Source organism: Mycobacterium stomatepiae (genome assembly GCF_010731715.1).
In the GTDB taxonomy this organism is placed as follows: domain Bacteria; phylum Actinomycetota; class Actinomycetes; order Mycobacteriales; family Mycobacteriaceae; genus Mycobacterium; species Mycobacterium stomatepiae.
Genome location: NZ_AP022587.1, coordinates 5,906,570 through 5,921,474 on the forward strand (window position 1 = coordinate 5,906,570; position 14,905 = coordinate 5,921,474).

Annotated in this window: 10 protein-coding genes and 1 pseudogene; 5 read left to right on the plus strand and 6 right to left on the minus strand. The window is 65.3% G+C overall.

What is annotated here, in order from left to right:
* Positions 1–5: 5 nt before the first annotated feature.
* Genes G6N54_RS27975 through G6N54_RS27985 form a run of 3 tightly spaced genes read left to right on the plus strand, consistent with a single transcriptional unit; the run spans position 6 to position 1,770 of the window.
* The gene (locus tag G6N54_RS27975) at positions 6–656 is read left to right on the plus strand and encodes an Mce protein (protein WP_163793905.1); all 651 of its coding nucleotides are present in this window, start codon (positions 6–8) and stop codon (positions 654–656) included.
* On the plus strand, positions 653–1,270 hold the full coding sequence (locus tag G6N54_RS27980) for a hypothetical protein (protein WP_163793906.1): 618 nt from the start codon (positions 653–655) through the stop codon (positions 1,268–1,270). The genes G6N54_RS27975 and G6N54_RS27980 overlap by 4 nt, the downstream gene beginning before the upstream one ends.
* Positions 1,271–1,284: 14 nt before the next feature.
* On the plus strand, positions 1,285–1,770 hold the full coding sequence (locus G6N54_RS27985) for a CAP domain-containing protein (RefSeq protein WP_163793908.1): 486 nt from the start codon (positions 1,285–1,287) through the stop codon (positions 1,768–1,770).
* A gap of 6 nt (positions 1,771–1,776) precedes the next feature.
* Here the strand turns inward: G6N54_RS27985 and G6N54_RS27990 are convergent, their stop codons facing one another.
* The 5 genes and pseudogenes from G6N54_RS27990 to G6N54_RS28010 form a co-directional block, all read right to left on the minus strand.
* Positions 1,777–3,423: an NAD-dependent malic enzyme gene (locus tag G6N54_RS27990; RefSeq protein WP_163793910.1), complete on the minus strand. Its 1,647-nt coding sequence runs from the start codon at positions 3,421–3,423 to the stop codon at positions 1,777–1,779.
* A gap of 97 nt (positions 3,424–3,520) precedes the next feature.
* Positions 3,521–4,111 (minus strand): rhodanese-like domain-containing protein, encoded by a 591-nt coding sequence (locus G6N54_RS27995; protein WP_163793912.1) that lies wholly within the window; start codon positions 4,109–4,111, stop codon positions 3,521–3,523.
* A gap of 64 nt (positions 4,112–4,175) precedes the next feature.
* On the minus strand, positions 4,176–5,558 hold the full coding sequence (locus tag G6N54_RS28000) for an MBL fold metallo-hydrolase (protein WP_163795060.1): 1,383 nt from the start codon (positions 5,556–5,558) through the stop codon (positions 4,176–4,178).
* Positions 5,559–6,053: 495 nt separating this feature from the next.
* Complete coding sequence (locus G6N54_RS28005) at positions 6,054–6,263, minus strand: hypothetical protein (RefSeq protein WP_163788006.1); 210 nt, start codon at positions 6,261–6,263, stop codon at positions 6,054–6,056.
* 101 nt (positions 6,264–6,364) lie between these two features.
* A pseudogene (locus tag G6N54_RS28010) lies at positions 6,365–10,543 on the minus strand (molybdopterin-dependent oxidoreductase).
* Positions 10,544–10,896: 353 nt separating this feature from the next.
* Here G6N54_RS28010 and G6N54_RS28015 point away from each other — a divergent pair.
* Both G6N54_RS28015 and G6N54_RS28020 read left to right on the plus strand, forming a co-directional pair.
* The gene (locus G6N54_RS28015) at positions 10,897–11,349 is read left to right on the plus strand and encodes an LppP/LprE family lipoprotein (RefSeq protein ID WP_276056309.1); all 453 of its coding nucleotides are present in this window, start codon (positions 10,897–10,899) and stop codon (positions 11,347–11,349) included.
* Positions 11,350–11,442: 93 nt separating this feature from the next.
* Entirely contained in the window at positions 11,443–12,861 is a 1,419-nt protein-coding gene (locus tag G6N54_RS28020; RefSeq protein WP_163793915.1) for a nitrate/nitrite transporter, read from the plus strand.
* Positions 12,862–12,874: 13 nt separating this feature from the next.
* Here G6N54_RS28020 and G6N54_RS28025 read toward each other — a convergent pair whose 3' ends face one another.
* On the minus strand, positions 12,875–14,824 hold the full coding sequence (locus G6N54_RS28025) for an acyl-CoA dehydrogenase family protein (RefSeq protein ID WP_163793917.1): 1,950 nt from the start codon (positions 14,822–14,824) through the stop codon (positions 12,875–12,877).
* Positions 14,825–14,905 lie beyond the last annotated feature (81 nt).

The following is a 14,905-nucleotide window of genomic DNA, read 5'->3' on the forward strand; positions in this document are numbered from 1 at the left end:
GAAACATGGCCGACGAGCCCGATACGCCCGCGGCTGAGGAAAGGCTCAGTGAGTCAACGACTGCCGCCGCTGAAGAAGACGTCGTCGAAGACGACGCCGACGAATCCGGCGACGAGAGCGCAAGTCCGGCCGATGGCCGGTTCGCGCGCTGGAGGCACCGGACCACCGGCCGGCGGCTTTCCCGCGCCGGGTCGGCGTTGGTCGCCAGCACCGCGATTCTGGTGCTGCTGGCCGGATTAACCGGCTGGCTCGGGTACCGTGCCTACGAAAAGCACCAATCTCAAGCTCAGCGTGAGCAATTCCTCCAGGTCGCTCGCCAGGGCGCGGTGAATCTCACGACGATCAACTACAGCCAGGTCGATGCGGACGTCCAGCGAATCCTCGATGAGGCCACCGGAGCGTTCCGGGAGGATTTCGAGCAGCGGGCTAAGTCGTTCATCGAGGTCGTCAAGGCGGCGCAGTCGAAATCGGAGGGCACCGTCACCGATGCCGGTCTGGAATCGCAGCGGGGCGACTCCGCTCAAGTCCTGGTCGCGGTCGCGGTGAAGTCGCGGACGGCGGGCGGTGAGGAACCGCAGCGGGAATGGCGGATGCGCATCGAGGTTCGCTCGGTCGGCGGCGACGCCAAGGTGGCGAACGTGGTGTTCGTGCCATGACGACCGTCGACGACGACATCGAAACCGACACTCCCGACGAGGAGATTGTCGAGGAGACAACGGAATCGGCCGACGCTACGGAATCGGCCGAGACAACGGAATCGGCCGAGGCAGAGACCGAAGCCCGACGTATCCCGTGGTCGCGGGTGCTGGCGTTTGCGGTGTTACCGGCAATCGCCTTGCTGCTGGCACTGGCATCCGGCTACTTCCGGTGGGTGGTCGGGTCGGCCGATGACCTCGAGCTGGCCCGCACCGAATCCGTCCGGGCCGCAAGCGAAGACGCGGCGGCGTTGCTGTCCTACAAGGCGGACTCGGCCGACAAGGATCTCGGTGCGGCGCGCGAGCGGCTGACCGGCGAGTTCAAGGACGCCTACACCGCGCTGATCCACGAGGTGGTGATCCCGGGCGCGAAAGAAAAGCACATCTCGTCGGTGGCTAAAGTGACTGCGGCATCGTCGATTTCGGCAAATTCCTATCACGCCGTCGCCCTGCTCTACGTCAATCAGACGGTGACCATAGGCGACGGTAATCCCACCGACACCCAGCCCGTCATCAAGGTGACGCTGGACAAGGTCAACGGCCGATGGCTGGTGTCGCGTTTCGACCCGGTGTGATTCGAGGAGAGCAGATGACGGTGTGGCTGCGCTTTCTGAGCGTTGGCGTGTTGCTGTCGGTCGCCGGTGCGTGGGCCGCCCCGGCCGCGCGCGCCGACAACAAGCGGCTCAACAGCGCGGTCGTTTCCGCCGTCTACACACTGCAACACCAGGCGGGCTGCACCAACGATGTGATCCGCAACAATGCGCTGACGCTGGCCGCCCAGTGGCACGCCGCCGACATGATCAACAACCGAAACATCAACGACGACATCGGATCCGATGGGTCTACGCCGCAGGATCGCGCCAACGCGGCCGGCTATCGGGGCAAGGCCGCCGAGACGGTGGCGATCAATCCGGCCATCGCGATCAGCAGCCTGGAGCTGGTCAACCAGTGGTACTCCAATCCCGCCGACATGGCCATCATTCGCGATTGCACCAACACCAATATCGGGGTGTGGTCGGACAACAGCCTGGACCGCACCGTCGTGGTCGCCGTGTACGGGCAACCCGCGCTTTAGATCCGGCTAGTCGTAAACCGGCTCCCACTGGGTGTCGGCCACGGCCTGGGCGACATCGTCGTGGCTCGTCGTGGCCACCCCGTCCGCGGTCGCGGCGTGGTAGACGGCCTCGGCGACCGCCGTCGAGATCTCGCGCAGGTTTTGCACGTCCGGCAACAGAGAGTCCCCGGCTGCTTTCGGTCTTGCTTGCCGCACAATGGCTTTGGCCGCGGCTTGCAACATGCTCGGAGTGACTTTCGCGGCTCGGGCGACGATGGTGCCGAGTCCGATTCCCGGGAAGACGAGCGCGTTGTTGGCCTGGCCGATGGTGTAGGTGGTCCCGTCGTGGACGATGGGGGCCACGGGAGTGCCGGTGGTGATCAGCGCTTTGCCGTGCGACCAAGCCAGCACGTCGGCGGGCATGGCTTCCATGCGCGACGTCGGGTTGGACAGCGGGAAGATCATCGGCCGCTCGGATGCTGCGGTCATCGCCTCGACGACCTCTTGGGTGAACGCGCCGAACACGGCCGAGGAGCCCAGCAGAATCGTGGGCGAGGCGAGCTTGATCGCGTCCACCAAACCCACCCGCTCTCCGGCGGCCACCCCGAGTTGATCGCGGTTCTTCGCGTACGGCACCTGGAAGTCGCGCAGATCGTCCATGTCGTCGAACAGCAAGCCCTGCTTGTCGATCGCCCAGATCTGCGAGGTGGCGCCTTCGACCGTGGCACCGTCGGCGACCATGGCGTCCCGTATTTGGTCGGCGACGCCGATCCCCGCGGTTCCGGCACCGAAGACGATCGCCTTCTGGTCACGCAGCGCGACGCCCGTGACGTGGCATCCGCCGTACACGGCAGCGACCACCACCGCGCCGGTGCCCTGGATGTCGTCGTTGAAGACGCAGTAGTCGTCGCCGTAGGTCCGCAGGATCTTGCGCGCGTTGATCGGTCCGAAGTCCTCGAAATGCAGGATGGCGCGCGGGAACAGCTGGTGGGCGGTCTCGATGTAGCGCTTGACGAAAGCGTCGGACTTGTCGCCGCGGCGGCGGGCATGGCGGTTGCCCAGGTAGTAGGGGTCCTGCAGCAGCTGTTCGTTATCGGTGCCGACATCCAGTGAGACCGCGATGCAGCGTCGAGGATCGATGCCGCCGCCGGCGGTGTACAGCGCCAACTTGCCGACCGCGATCTGGATGCCGCCGACGCCCCAGTCGCCGATTCCCAGGATGGCCTCGGCGTCGGTGCACACGATCAGGTCGACATCGTCGGGACCCAGGCCGAACGTTTCGAAGGCGTCCTTGATCTCGTCGGGCTCGTCGATGCTCAGAAACAGCCCCCGCTGCCCGCGGTATTCGTCGGAGAAGCGTTGGATGGCCTCTCCGACGGTGGGCGTATAGACCACCGGCATGAGTTCAGGTAGATGCTCAGCCAACACCTTGTAGTACAACAGCTCGTTTCGATAGTGCAGCTGCTCGAGGAGCAGGTTGCGGGCTAAATCTGTTGCTACGCTTTGTAATTGGTGCCATACCCGGTCGGCTTGTTGCTCGAGGGTGAGAACGGCCGACGGCAGCCGCCCGGTCAGCCCGAGCTGCCGTCGCTGCTCGTGAGTGAAACCGACGCCACGATTGAGGCTCGGTGAGGACATCGCGAGTGGGATCCGGGGTGTGTGGGCGTCGCTCATCACACCCTCCGTCCGTTGGCGTGGCGCATGCTGACACGGTAGCGCTGATCACGGTGAACGGACTCTGAAGAGCGCTTTAAGCGACGACGCTCACGTTTTAACCGCGGCGCCCGGCGCCGAGTCGAGACAGGATCGCCTCGGCGTCCGATGCCGCGCCGCGGTTGTACGGCAATTTGGACAGCGCGGTTCCCATCGCGCAGCTGTTGGAGATCGCGGCGTAGGTCAGGCCCACCCCGATTGCCCCCGCCAGCCATTTGAGTCGCGGGACGGCGACACTGCCGAGAACCGACGACAGCACGATCGACCCCGCGACCAGACGGACCTGACGCTCGAGGTCCCATCGCTGCGCGCCCCGGTCGACCGCGAAACCCCATCGCTCCCAATCGGAAATCCCGTTCTCCCGAACACGCCCGCTGTTCAGCCCCGCGTTTCGCAACAGCGCCTGCGCCTTGGTCGCGCGCTGGCCCGAACGGCACACCAGCACCGCATCGTGCTCGTCGCCGAGGCGTTGCGCGATGTCACCACCGTGCTGATCCACCACGTCGAGGGGGACGTTGTAGGAGCCGGCGATATGTGAGGTCTCGAATTCGGCGGGAGTCCGGACATCGACGACGCGTGGCGCCGCAGGCGATTCCAATAGCGTCCGTAGCTCCGGCGAGGTAATGACATCGGCCGTTGCAGCACCCATTTTCAGCTCCCATCGTCGTGTGAGTTAGCACTACCCGGCCGGCCACAGCGCCACGGGCTTTTGTTCAAAGTGAATTTTTTGGCGCGGTGTCCGACGCGGTGTCCGGCGTGGTGATTGCCAGCCTTTCGGCGTTGTCGTAGGCGTCGTCGATCAGCACGACGCGTCGACGGTGCCGGTCGAGCACCGCCGCGGCGATCGACGCGCGATAGCCGCTGGCGCAATGGATCCACAGCTCGCGGTCGGCGGGGATCTCGGCGAGGCGTTCCGGCAACTCGTGCACTGCGATGTTGACCGCCCCGCGCACCCGGCCGGCTTCGAATTCGTGCCGCTGGCGGACATCGAGCACGAGAACGTCGTCGTGCGCCAGAACGGCGGCAAGTTCGCCGAAGTCGGCCACCCGGTAGCTGCGCAGCGGTTTGCCGTCGGCCAGGTCGCGGATGTCGCCGCTGGCGCCGCCGGTGATGCGCTCGACACCGATGCGGGAAAGCTGGCGTTGTGCGTCGGCGATCTGCTTGGCGTCGTCGCCGATCAAGGTCAGCGGTGCGCCCCAGGCATAGAGCCAGCCGAGATAGTTGACGAACGAACCGGACAACTCGAATCCGTATGTGCCAGAAAGATGTCCGGACGCGAACGCGGTTCGATTGCGGAGGTCGACCACCCATTCGCCGGCATCGACTCGCCTGCGAAGCTCGTACGGGTCGACCGGCGCGAGCGGTGACAGGTCAGCGGCGGCGGGGCCATTGCGGTTGATCACGCCCATGTGTGCGTAGTAGGCGGGGAACGCCGTCAGGCCGGCGAGCAGTTGGTCGACGTAGTCCTGCTCATCCTGGGTCAATGCGGGGTTTTTGCGGCGTTGGTCCGCGATGGTGGAGTCGTCGCCATCGGTGGGGGCGGCCGAACAGAAGCTCCCGAAGCCGTGGGTCGGATAGACCGGTGTCGGTGCGGGCAGCTCATCGGCGAGGCGCCGGACCGAATGGTATTGCAGCCGAGCCAATTCCTCGGTGTGCTCGTCGCCGAGCAGGTCGGTTCTTCCGGTACTGCCGAAGAGCATCGACCCTCCGGTGAACACTCCGACGGTGCCGCCGGACTCGTCACGAAGCACGTAGCTGACGTGATGATGGGTATGACCCGGTGTGAGGAGCACATCCAGATGGATTGCGCCGCTGTCGATGTGGTCGCCGTCTCCGACGGCGCGGCAGGCGAATTCGACGTCTTCGCCTGCGGGCAGCACATATTCGGCCCCGGTCGCGGCGGAAAGCGCCAACCCGCCGGTGACATAGTCGTTGTGGATGTGCGTCTCGAGTACGTGCGTGATCCGTAGCTCGCGCGTTAGCTCGAGCACCCGATCGATGTCGCGCTGCGGGTCGACGACGACCGCTACCTCACCGTCGCTCACCAGGTAGCTGCGATCGCCTAACCCTGAGGTTTCGATGATCGATACGTCCAACATGCTTGTGCCCCATCCACGGAGGTCTTTCGACGGTACTGCCCGACGGCCGGGATGAGCAGCGCCGAGGTCCACGTTCGGCACCTGCCGTTTGACAATCTCGCTTTGATACGTTCGGCGGGTACACGCACGATTCGAATTCGACTTCGTGACAACGGCAACGCCTCATCAGGTCATCGAGCTGATGACCGATTTCTCGCCAAGCGACCGGACCGCTGGCCGGCGTTGTCGGCCAAGGAGTTCGAGGTGTATCACGTGGGCCGAACCGAGGCCGACGTCCGCGAGCGGCAAGCCTTTCCGAAGGTGTGGGCCTAATGGCACTACGACTGGTCGAAGCCGAATTCGGTGGCATGGCTTAGCCCGTCGACTTCCTCAGCGTGCGCTCAAGGATTCGACTGTGTGCGTCGACCGCGGCCTCCGCCCGGCGTGGCCCCGCCCCGGCCGCACACTCGAAGCCAAGGACGCACACTAGACGCGGCCGGTAGCCGCAGGGGCTTAGCCCGCCTCGGCGTCCAGCGGATCGTATTCCAGGTAGTCGCGGGCGGGCAGCCGTAACGCCCGCCAGCGCTCGCGGGCGAGATGCTGCACGTAGACCTTGTCGCGCTGGACCTGGGAGAACGCAAAATCCAGGTCGATGGGCAGCCCCGCCCAATCGATCAAGCCAGCCGGTCGCTCCTGGTCACCCGGGTGATCGTGAGTAGCCATGCGGGCACCCCTTCATCGAGTACGCACCAAGTTGTTGAGCACATGGTGCGACAGCGATGTTTCGGCCGCGGATGGCCGACGTTTCGGCCGTATTACGCGTTTTAATAGACGTCGCGGTGGTAGCGCTTGTCCGCGCTGAGCGACTGGGCATACTCCTCGGCCGCGTCCAGGTCCAGGTTGCCGTGCTCGGCCGCGATCTCGCACAGCGCGCGGTCGACGTCTTTGGCCATCGGGTTGGCACTGCCGCAGACATAGAGCTGCGCGCCGTCCTGCAGCCAGCTCCACAGCTGGGCGCCGCGCTTGCGCATCAGGTGCTGGACGTAGACCTTCTCCTGCTGATCCCGGGAAAACGCCAGGTCCAGCTCGGTGAGGAGGCCGTCGGCGTGCATCTTCTCGATCTCGTCGCGGTAGTAGTAGTCGGTCTCGGCGTGCTGCTCGCCGAAGAACAACCAGTTGGGCCCGGTGTGGCCGAGCGCGCGGCGCTCCTGCAGGAAGCCGCGGAAAGGCGCGATACCGGTACCCGGGCCGATCATGATCATCGGCGTGTCCGACTCACGCGGTGGCCGGAAATTGGTCGACGGTTGCAGGTAGACCGCGACTCGATCACCGGGGGAGCGGTCGGCAAGGTAGGTCGAACAGACCCCGCGGCGCGGGACGCCTTGGTAGTTGTAGCGCACCGGCGAGACCGTCAGGTGGGCTTCGCCCGGGCACTCTTTGGGGCTCGACGAGATCGAGTACAGCCGCGGCTGCAGGCGTTTGAGGACCCGCAACCACTCGTGGGCCGATGCGTAGACCGGCAGCTGCGCCAGCAGGTCGACCGACTGGCGGCCCCAGGTCCAATTGCTCAGGGCGGCTTTGTTTTCCGGCCGCATCAGCTCCGCGAGTTTCGGGTCTCAGGTGCGCTCCTGCACGAAGCGCACCAGGTCCCGGCTGATGTTGGCTATCTCGATTCGCTCGGTGAGCGCCGAGCGCAGCGACATCAGGCCGTGCTCACCGACCTCGACCGGGGTCTGCCCGTTCAGTCCGGTGACCGACAGCCATTCGTCGACCAGCTGGTCGCTGTTGCGCGGCCACACGCCGAGCGCGTCGCCCGCCTCGTAACTCGCGGCCTCGCAGGGAAGGTCGAAGACGATCTGCCGCACGTCTTTGGCGGAGTTCGGGCCGCTGAGGGTGGTGTTGCGGATCATGTCGGTGACCAAAGGGCGTTTCTTGCTGTACTCGGGCGTCGCCGGACGGGGCGCCGGACGCGGAGCGGACGTGGTGGCGGCCGATTTCGGTGCGCCGACGCGGCTGGGTGTGCGCCGCAGCGCCTCGATGACGCCGCCCATCCATGCCGCGGCAGCCTCTTCGTAATCGGGCTCGCAGTCGACCCGGCTGACGAGGCAGGTAGCACCCAGCTCCGCGAGCCGCTCGTCGAGCTTGCGGCCATACCCGCAGAAGTCGTTGTAGTTGGAGTCACCTAGCGCCAGGACCGCGTAGTGGGTGCCGCTGAGCTGCGGCGCGCCGTCATCGGCCAGCGCCCGCCACAGGGCGGCGCCGTTGTCGGGCGGTTCGCCGTCACCGGTGGTGCTGGTGATCACCAACAGTTCTCGCGTGCTGGCCAGGTCCGCCACCGGGAACTCGCCCATGCAGTGCAATGCGGCCGACAGCGCGGAATCTGTCAGCCGGGCAGCGAAATTAGCGGCGAGTTCTTCGGCATTGCCCGTCTGCGAGGCCCACAACACCACAATCGGAGCCTGCTTGGGCTCAGCTTCGGCTCCGGGAGCCGTGGGCGGTGCGTGGTTGGGAGAGGCCGGCGTGATGGCCGGCATCGACGGGGGCGCCTCGGTACGGGAGAACATGCCCGCGAGCAGGCCATCGACCCACAGCCGGGTGTTGATGTCGAATGGTGCGTTGAGCGGCAGGGTGGGTATCCCGGCCGTGCGGCGGCCGGCTTCCGTGCGCAACCCCGCCAGCACCCCGGCCAGGTAGGTGCGGCCGAGCGGACCAAACTGCGGCACCGGTTCGTTTGCCACACCAAGGATCTCGGCGAGGGCGTCAACCTGTGACCCGCTGAGTTCGGCAACCTCCACGGGCGCGGGTTCTGCAGCACCGGTGGCCGCCGAAGGCTCGGAGTCGGAATCCGCTGTGGCGACGACGATCTTGGTGACGCTGACCGCACACGCCTTGAACTCCGGCTGGAAGGACACCGGATCCACGGCGTCGTTGGTGACCGCGTTGATCGACAGGTACTCGCCGAACGCGTCGTTCCAGTGGAAGGGCGCAAAGCAGTTGCCCGGCCGGACCCGGTCGGTGACCACGGCGGGCAGCACGGCTCGGCCACGGCGCGAGGCGAGTTCGACCCGATCGCCATCGGCGATATCGTGCCGTGCGGCGTCGTCGGGGTGGATTTCGACGAACGGCCCCGAGTTGAGTTTGTTGAGCTTGGCAACCTTGCCGGTCTTGGTCATCGTGTGCCACTGATGCGGCAGGCGCCCGGTGTTGAGCAGGAATGGGTAGTCGTCGTCCGGCATCTCCTCCGGCGACAGGTGTGGCCGCGCGAAGAACATCGCCCGACCGCTCGGGGTGGCGAACGCCAACCGCGGCACGGTGCCGTCCTCGCGGACCAGCCGCGTCTGGCTGACACCGTCGTTCAGGTAGCGAATCGGGTTGCGGTCATTGGCGCCGTCGGGCGGGCATGGCCACTGTAGCGGGGTCTGCCGCAGCCGGTCGTAACTCGCGCCGCGTAAGTCGTAGCCCGTCCTGGGATTCCAGAACCGCTTGATCTCCTCGAACACGTCCTCGGCGGAGTCGTAGCTGAAGGAATCCGAGAAGCCCATTTCGCACGCGATCCGGGCGATGATCTGCCAGTCCGGCATCGCCTGGCCCGGTGCCTGCACGGCGGGCTGGAACAGCGTCATGTTGCGCTCGGAGTTGATCATCACGCCCTCGGACTCGCTCCACAGGGCGGCGGGCAGCAACACGTCGGCGTAGCCGCTGGTTTCGGTCTCGAAGAAGGCGTCCTGGACGATCACCAATTCGGCACTTTCCAGCCCTGCCAGCACCGTCTTCCGATTAGCAACGCTGGCAACGGGATTGGTGCAGATGATCCAGCAGGCCTTGATATCCCCCTTGGCCATGCGGGAGAACATGTCAACGGTGCCGGCGCCGACCTCGCTGCGCAGCGACCCGCGCGGGATGCCCCACTGGTCCTCGACGAAGTCACGGTCGGCGGCCGCGGTCACCACGCGCTGGCCCGGCAAACCCGGTCCCATGTAACCCATTTCGCGCCCACCCATCGCATTGGGCTGCCCGGTGAGCGAGAACGGGCCGCTGCCCGGCTTGCAGATCGCGCCGGTTGCTAGGTGCAGGTTGCAGATTGCGTTGGTGTTCCAGGTGCCGTGGGTGCTCTGGTTGAGACCCATCGTCCAGCAGGTCACGAAGTTCTCGGCTTCGCCGATCCAGCGTGCCGCGGTACGGACGTCGTCCGCGGGAATGCCCGTGAGCTTGCTGACCTTCTCCGGCGTGAAGTGCTCGAGGAAGCTCGGCATCTCGTCCCAGCCCTCGGTGAACTCGGCGATGAATTCCGGGTCGGTGTGGCCGTTTTCGACGATCAGGTGCAGCAGACCGTTCAGCAGGGCGAGGTCGGTGCCGGAAGAGATCTGCAGGAAGAGGTCGGCCTTTTCCGCGGTTGCGGTGCGGCGCGGGTCGACGACGATCAGCTTGGCACCGGCCCTGACGCGGTCCATCATCCGCAGGAACAGAATCGGGTGGCAGTCAGCCATATTCGCGCCGATGACGAAGAAGACATCGGCCTTTTCGAAATCCTGATAGGAACCGGGCGGCCCGTCCGCGCCCAGCGACAGCTTGTAACCGGAACCTGCGCTGGCCATGCACAGTCGGGAGTTCGACTCGATCTGGTTGGTGCCGATGAATCCCTTGGTCAGCTTGTTCGCGAGGTACTGAGCTTCCAGCGACATCTGCCCAGACACGTACAGGGCGAAGGCGTCTGGGCCGTGCTCGTCGATGATCGCCCGCAACTGCTTGGCGGACTGGGTGATCGCGGCGTCGATGTCGATCTGCCCGAGGGCCTCGCCGCGCTCGGCGCGCCAGTAAGCCGAATCCATCCGGCCCGGTGCGGCCAGCATGTCCGCGGTGGTCGTGCCCTTGGTGCACAGGCGGCCGAAGTTGGCCGGATGGCTTTTGTTTCCAATAGATTTCGCAATGTGACGGCGCTCGCTCGCGGGATCGGTTGTGACCTGCAACACCATGCCGCATCCCACGCCGCAGTAGGCGCACATGCTGTTCACGGCATCCTGACCGTGTTCCACAGCCACGCCTAAGTCCCTCCTTCCGAGCGCGCAAGGGCCTATCCGCTAAATCGTCCGACATGGATGTTTCGGCATCGGGCGTCCGATGTTTCCGCCGTTTTACGGCTTGATCTCACCGGATCCGAATGCATTTGTGAGGTCTCTGTAAACCCCGTGGCTGAGCACGTAACCGCAGGTCAGCATTGATCTGCGCCTTGCAGACAGATTACGCACGGACCCTTGCGAATTCCCTGTCAGAACGGGGTTTCGGACCAAACAAATGGGACATTCACAGTTTTCGCTAAGCTCATAAAGTGCGACGTCACATTGTGATTCTTCTAGCTTTGTTGGCCGCGTCTTGCGGCGGAAAGTCAACGACACAGCCGGCGTCGCGGGCGGATACGTGCAAGGAGTCCGACGGGCCGAGTGCCGAGACCGTGCGGCAGGCGATCGCGTCCGTTCCCGTCGAGGTTCCCGGCTCGAGCTGGGTCGAGATCGGACGTGGCCACACCAAGAATTGCCGGCTGTACTGGGTGCAGGTCATCCCGACCATCGCCAGCGAGTCGACGCCTCAGCAGCTGCTGTTCTTCGACCACAACCGGCCGCTGGGCACCCCGACGCCAAACCCCAAGCCGTACATCACCGTGCTGCCCGGCGGCGACGATGCGGTCACGGTTCAGTATCAATGGCGGACCGGCAACGAAGAGCCCTGTTGTCCCAAGGGAATCGGCACCGTTAAGTTCCACATCGGGCCAGACGGCGCGTTGCAGGCACTCGGCAAGATTCCGCACCAATAGGTTTACCGCACATTATGTTCCGATATTCCGAGAGATTCGGTCTTGGTATCGAAGGGATTACAGTGCTCGAACGCGACGACGCGTCCAGTACGAATGGCCACGCGAGTGGGTAGGTCGCGTCACCTCTCGCATTGGGACGCAGAAGATGTGCAGGCCTGGGAGGCCGGCGGCAAGACCGTCGCGCGGAATAACCTGTTGTGGTCCGCGGTAGTCGTGCACCTGGGTTACGCGATATGGGCGCTGTGGCCGGTGATGGCACTGTTCATGCCCAGGGAGGTCTACGGCTTTTCCGCCGGGGACAAGTTGCTGCTCGGGATTACCGCCACCCTGGTCGGGGCATGCCTGCGGCCGGTGTATGCCGTGGCGACCGCGATCTTCGGCGGCCGCAATCTGGCCATGTTCTCGGCATTCGTACTGGTGGTCCCGGTGACCGTCGCGATGGTGCTGCTTGCTCATCCGGGGCTGCCGTTGTGGCCGTACCTCGTGTGCGCGGCCCTGTCCGGCATGGGTGGCGGTAACTTCGCGGCCTCGGCGAGCAACGCCAACTCCTTCTACCCGCACCGGCTCAAGGGCGCGGCGCTGGGGATCGCCGGGGGCATCGGCAATCTCGGGGTGCCGATGATTCAGGTCGTCGGGCTGGTAGTCATCGCCGCCGCGGGCGACCGGCAGCCGTACTGGGTGTGCGGCCTGTATCTGATCCTGTTGACGACTGCGGGTATCGGCGCGACGTTGTTCATGAACAACGTCGCCCAGCACCGGGTGGAGCCGGGCAAGCTGCGGTCCATCCTGGCGGTGGTGGTCTCCACTCGCGATACCTGGCTGCTCTCGCTGTTGTATCTCGGCACCTTCGGATCGTTCATCGGATTTGCGTTCGCATTCGCCCAGGTGCTGCAGACCAGTTTCGTGGCCGGCGGCCAATCCACCTCCACCGCGTCGCTGCACGCCGCCCAACTGGCCTTCATCGGACCACTGCTCGCCGCGCTGTCGCGTATCTACGGCGGCCGGTTGGCCGACCGGCTCGGCGGGGGCCGAGTCACCTGTGCGGTCTTCGTCAGCATGGGTTTGGCCGCCGGAATGCTGATCACCGTCGGCACCCTCGAGGATCCGCACGCGGGGCCGGTCAGCGGCCTGGCGATGGCCGGTTACGTGGCCTGCTTCATCGCCCTGTTCACCCTCGCCGGGTTGGGCAATGGATCGGTGTACAAGATGATCCCTACGATTTTCGAGACGTGCGGCCGCAACCTGGATGTGAGCGAGACCGACCAGCGTCAGTGGTCACGCGTGATCTCGGGCATCGTGATCGGTTTCGTCGCCGGCGTCGGGTCGCTGGGCGGTGTCGGGATCAATGTGGCGTTGCGGCAGTCCTACATCAGCGCCGGCACGATGACGCCGGCATTCTGGATCTTCCTGTTCGTCTACATCGGCGCCGCACTGCTGACTTGGGCCAGGTATGTGCGCCGACCGCTGAGTACGTCCGCGAACAACAGCGTCGGTGCGCTCGAAGCCGGTTGAGCCAACCGGGGGTTCAGTCGGCGTCGGGCAGGTTCTCCGGGTGCAGCATCTCGGCGTAGCGCAACGACGCCGGGATTCCGAAGCCGTCGACCAGCGTCTTGGCATGCGGGCGTAGGGCCCGGCACCGATCGTTGATCCCGCGGGTGACCGCCTTGGCTCGCCCGGTGGACAGGTAGCCGTGCTCGATGTACCAGGCCTTGTCGTCCTCGATCACGGTCAGCGCGTACAGGTCGCAGACGATCTCCAAAAGCTCACGGGCTTCGGTGTTCTCGCAAGCGTCGATGCCGGCCACGAACGCCTCCAGCACGATCCGGTCGATGTGGGCACTCGCGGCGTGCAGCACGTGATCCTGCACGGCGTTGAACGCGTCGAACGCCGAGATCTCCTTGGACTTGCCCTGTAGCCGGCGCGCCACCGAGGACAGTAGGTACTCCTCGCGGGCTTCGAACATGTTGACCTGGGTGCCGCGGTTGAACAGGCTACCCTCTTCTTCGCTATCCTGGCGGGCGTCGACGATCTTTTGCATAATCGCTTCGGCCGCAGTGCGTTTCATCACCCGCTCGCCGACGGTATTGGCGGCGAACCGCACCCAGTCGACCGGGCTCATGCTCTTGATGTCGTCGGCGTAGGCGGTCAGCAGCTCCTTGGCCACCAACTGGGTCAGCACGTGGTTGTCGCCCTCGAAGGTGGTGAACACGTCGGTGTCGGCGCGCAGTGCGATCAACCGGTTTTCGGCCATGTAGCCGGCACCGCCGCATGCTTCCCGGGCCTCCTGAATGGCTTTCGAGGCATGCCAGGTGTTGGCCGCCTTCAGGCCGGCGGCACGCGATTCCAGCTCGCGCTGTTCCTCGGCATCGGGGAAGTCCGACGTCTGCAGGTCGTGACACTTGGCCACCAGCTCGTTCTGCGCGAACTGCAGCGCGTAGGACTTGGCTATCAACGGGAACAGCCGCCGTTGATGCACCAGATAGTCCATGATCAGCACTTCATGCTCGTCGTCGTCGGGTGCACTGAATTGCCTGCGCTGCAACGCATATCGAGTCGCGATATCCAACGCGACGCGGGCGGCGGAGCCCGCACTGCCGCCGACTGTGATCCGGCCACGGATCAGCGTGCCGAGCATCGTGAAGAACCGCCGGTCCGGGTTGTCGATCGGCGAAGTGTAGGTGCCGTCGGTCGCGACGTCGCCGTATTTGTTCAACAGGTTTTCCCGCGGCACCCGGACGTGGTCGAACATGATGCGGCCGTTGTCCACCCCGGGCAGACCGCCCTTGTAGTCGCAGTCCGACGTCGTCACGCCGGGTAGGTCGTTGCCGTCGGCATCGCGGATCGGGACCAAGACGCAGTGCACGCCGTGGTTGACCGGCTCGCCGTCTTCGGTGGTGATAAGCTGCGCGAAAACCGATGCCATGGTTGCGGTTTCGGCAGCACCGCCGATGTAGTCCTTGCGGGACGACGGTGTGGGGGAATCGATGACGAACTCTTCGGTCTCGGGGTCGTAGGTCGCGGTGGTCTCTAGCGACTGGACGTCGCTGCCGTGTCCGGTTTCGGTCATCGCGAAACAACCGCGCAGCTCGAGGCTGATGATCTTGGGCACGTAGGTCTCGTGGTGGCGCTCGGTGCCCAGGTTCTCCACGGCGCCGCCGAACAGCCCCCACTGCACCCCGGCCTTGACCATCAGCGATAGGTCCGACATCGCCAGCATCTCGATCATCGTGACCGCCGCACCGACGTCGCCGGTGCCGCCGTGCTCCTTGCGGAACGAGTCGGCGGCGGCGCCGAAGGCCGCCATGATCCGCATCTGCTCGGCCACCTTGGTGCGCGCGATGACCGTGTTCGGCGTGTAGTGCGGGCGGAACAGGTCCTCGCTCATCGCGTCGCGCATCCGGTCCTTCACGTCGCGCCAGCGCCCGTCCAACGCCTTGCGTAGCTGTTCGGCAGTGTTTGTCGTGTCTGGCGCCATATTCCGACGGTAACGTGCCGCTCGCTCCACGGGAACAATCCCCAGGTGTCGATCGTGCGGCGATGGAATCGACGTTGCGGA

Excerpts from the sequence above, each read along its gene's own strand:
- G6N54_RS27990 (WP_163793910.1), bottom strand. The coding sequence starts at position 3,423 with ATGAGCGACGCCCACACACCCCGGATCCCACTCGCGATGTCCTCACCG.
- G6N54_RS28020 (WP_163793915.1), top strand. The coding sequence starts at position 11,443 with ATGGCCACGCGAGTGGGTAGGTCGCGTCACCTCTCGCATTGGGACGCA.
- G6N54_RS27980 (WP_163793906.1), top strand. The coding sequence starts at position 653 with ATGACGACCGTCGACGACGACATCGAAACCGACACTCCCGACGAGGAG.
- G6N54_RS28025 (WP_163793917.1), bottom strand. The coding sequence starts at position 14,824 with ATGGCGCCAGACACGACAAACACTGCCGAACAGCTACGCAAGGCGTTG.
- G6N54_RS28005 (WP_163788006.1), bottom strand. The coding sequence starts at position 6,263 with ATGGCTACTCACGATCACCCGGGTGACCAGGAGCGACCGGCTGGCTTG.
- G6N54_RS27985 (WP_163793908.1), top strand. The coding sequence starts at position 1,285 with ATGACGGTGTGGCTGCGCTTTCTGAGCGTTGGCGTGTTGCTGTCGGTC.
- G6N54_RS27975 (WP_163793905.1), top strand. The coding sequence starts at position 6 with ATGGCCGACGAGCCCGATACGCCCGCGGCTGAGGAAAGGCTCAGTGAG.
- G6N54_RS27995 (WP_163793912.1), bottom strand. The coding sequence starts at position 4,111 with ATGGGTGCTGCAACGGCCGATGTCATTACCTCGCCGGAGCTACGGACG.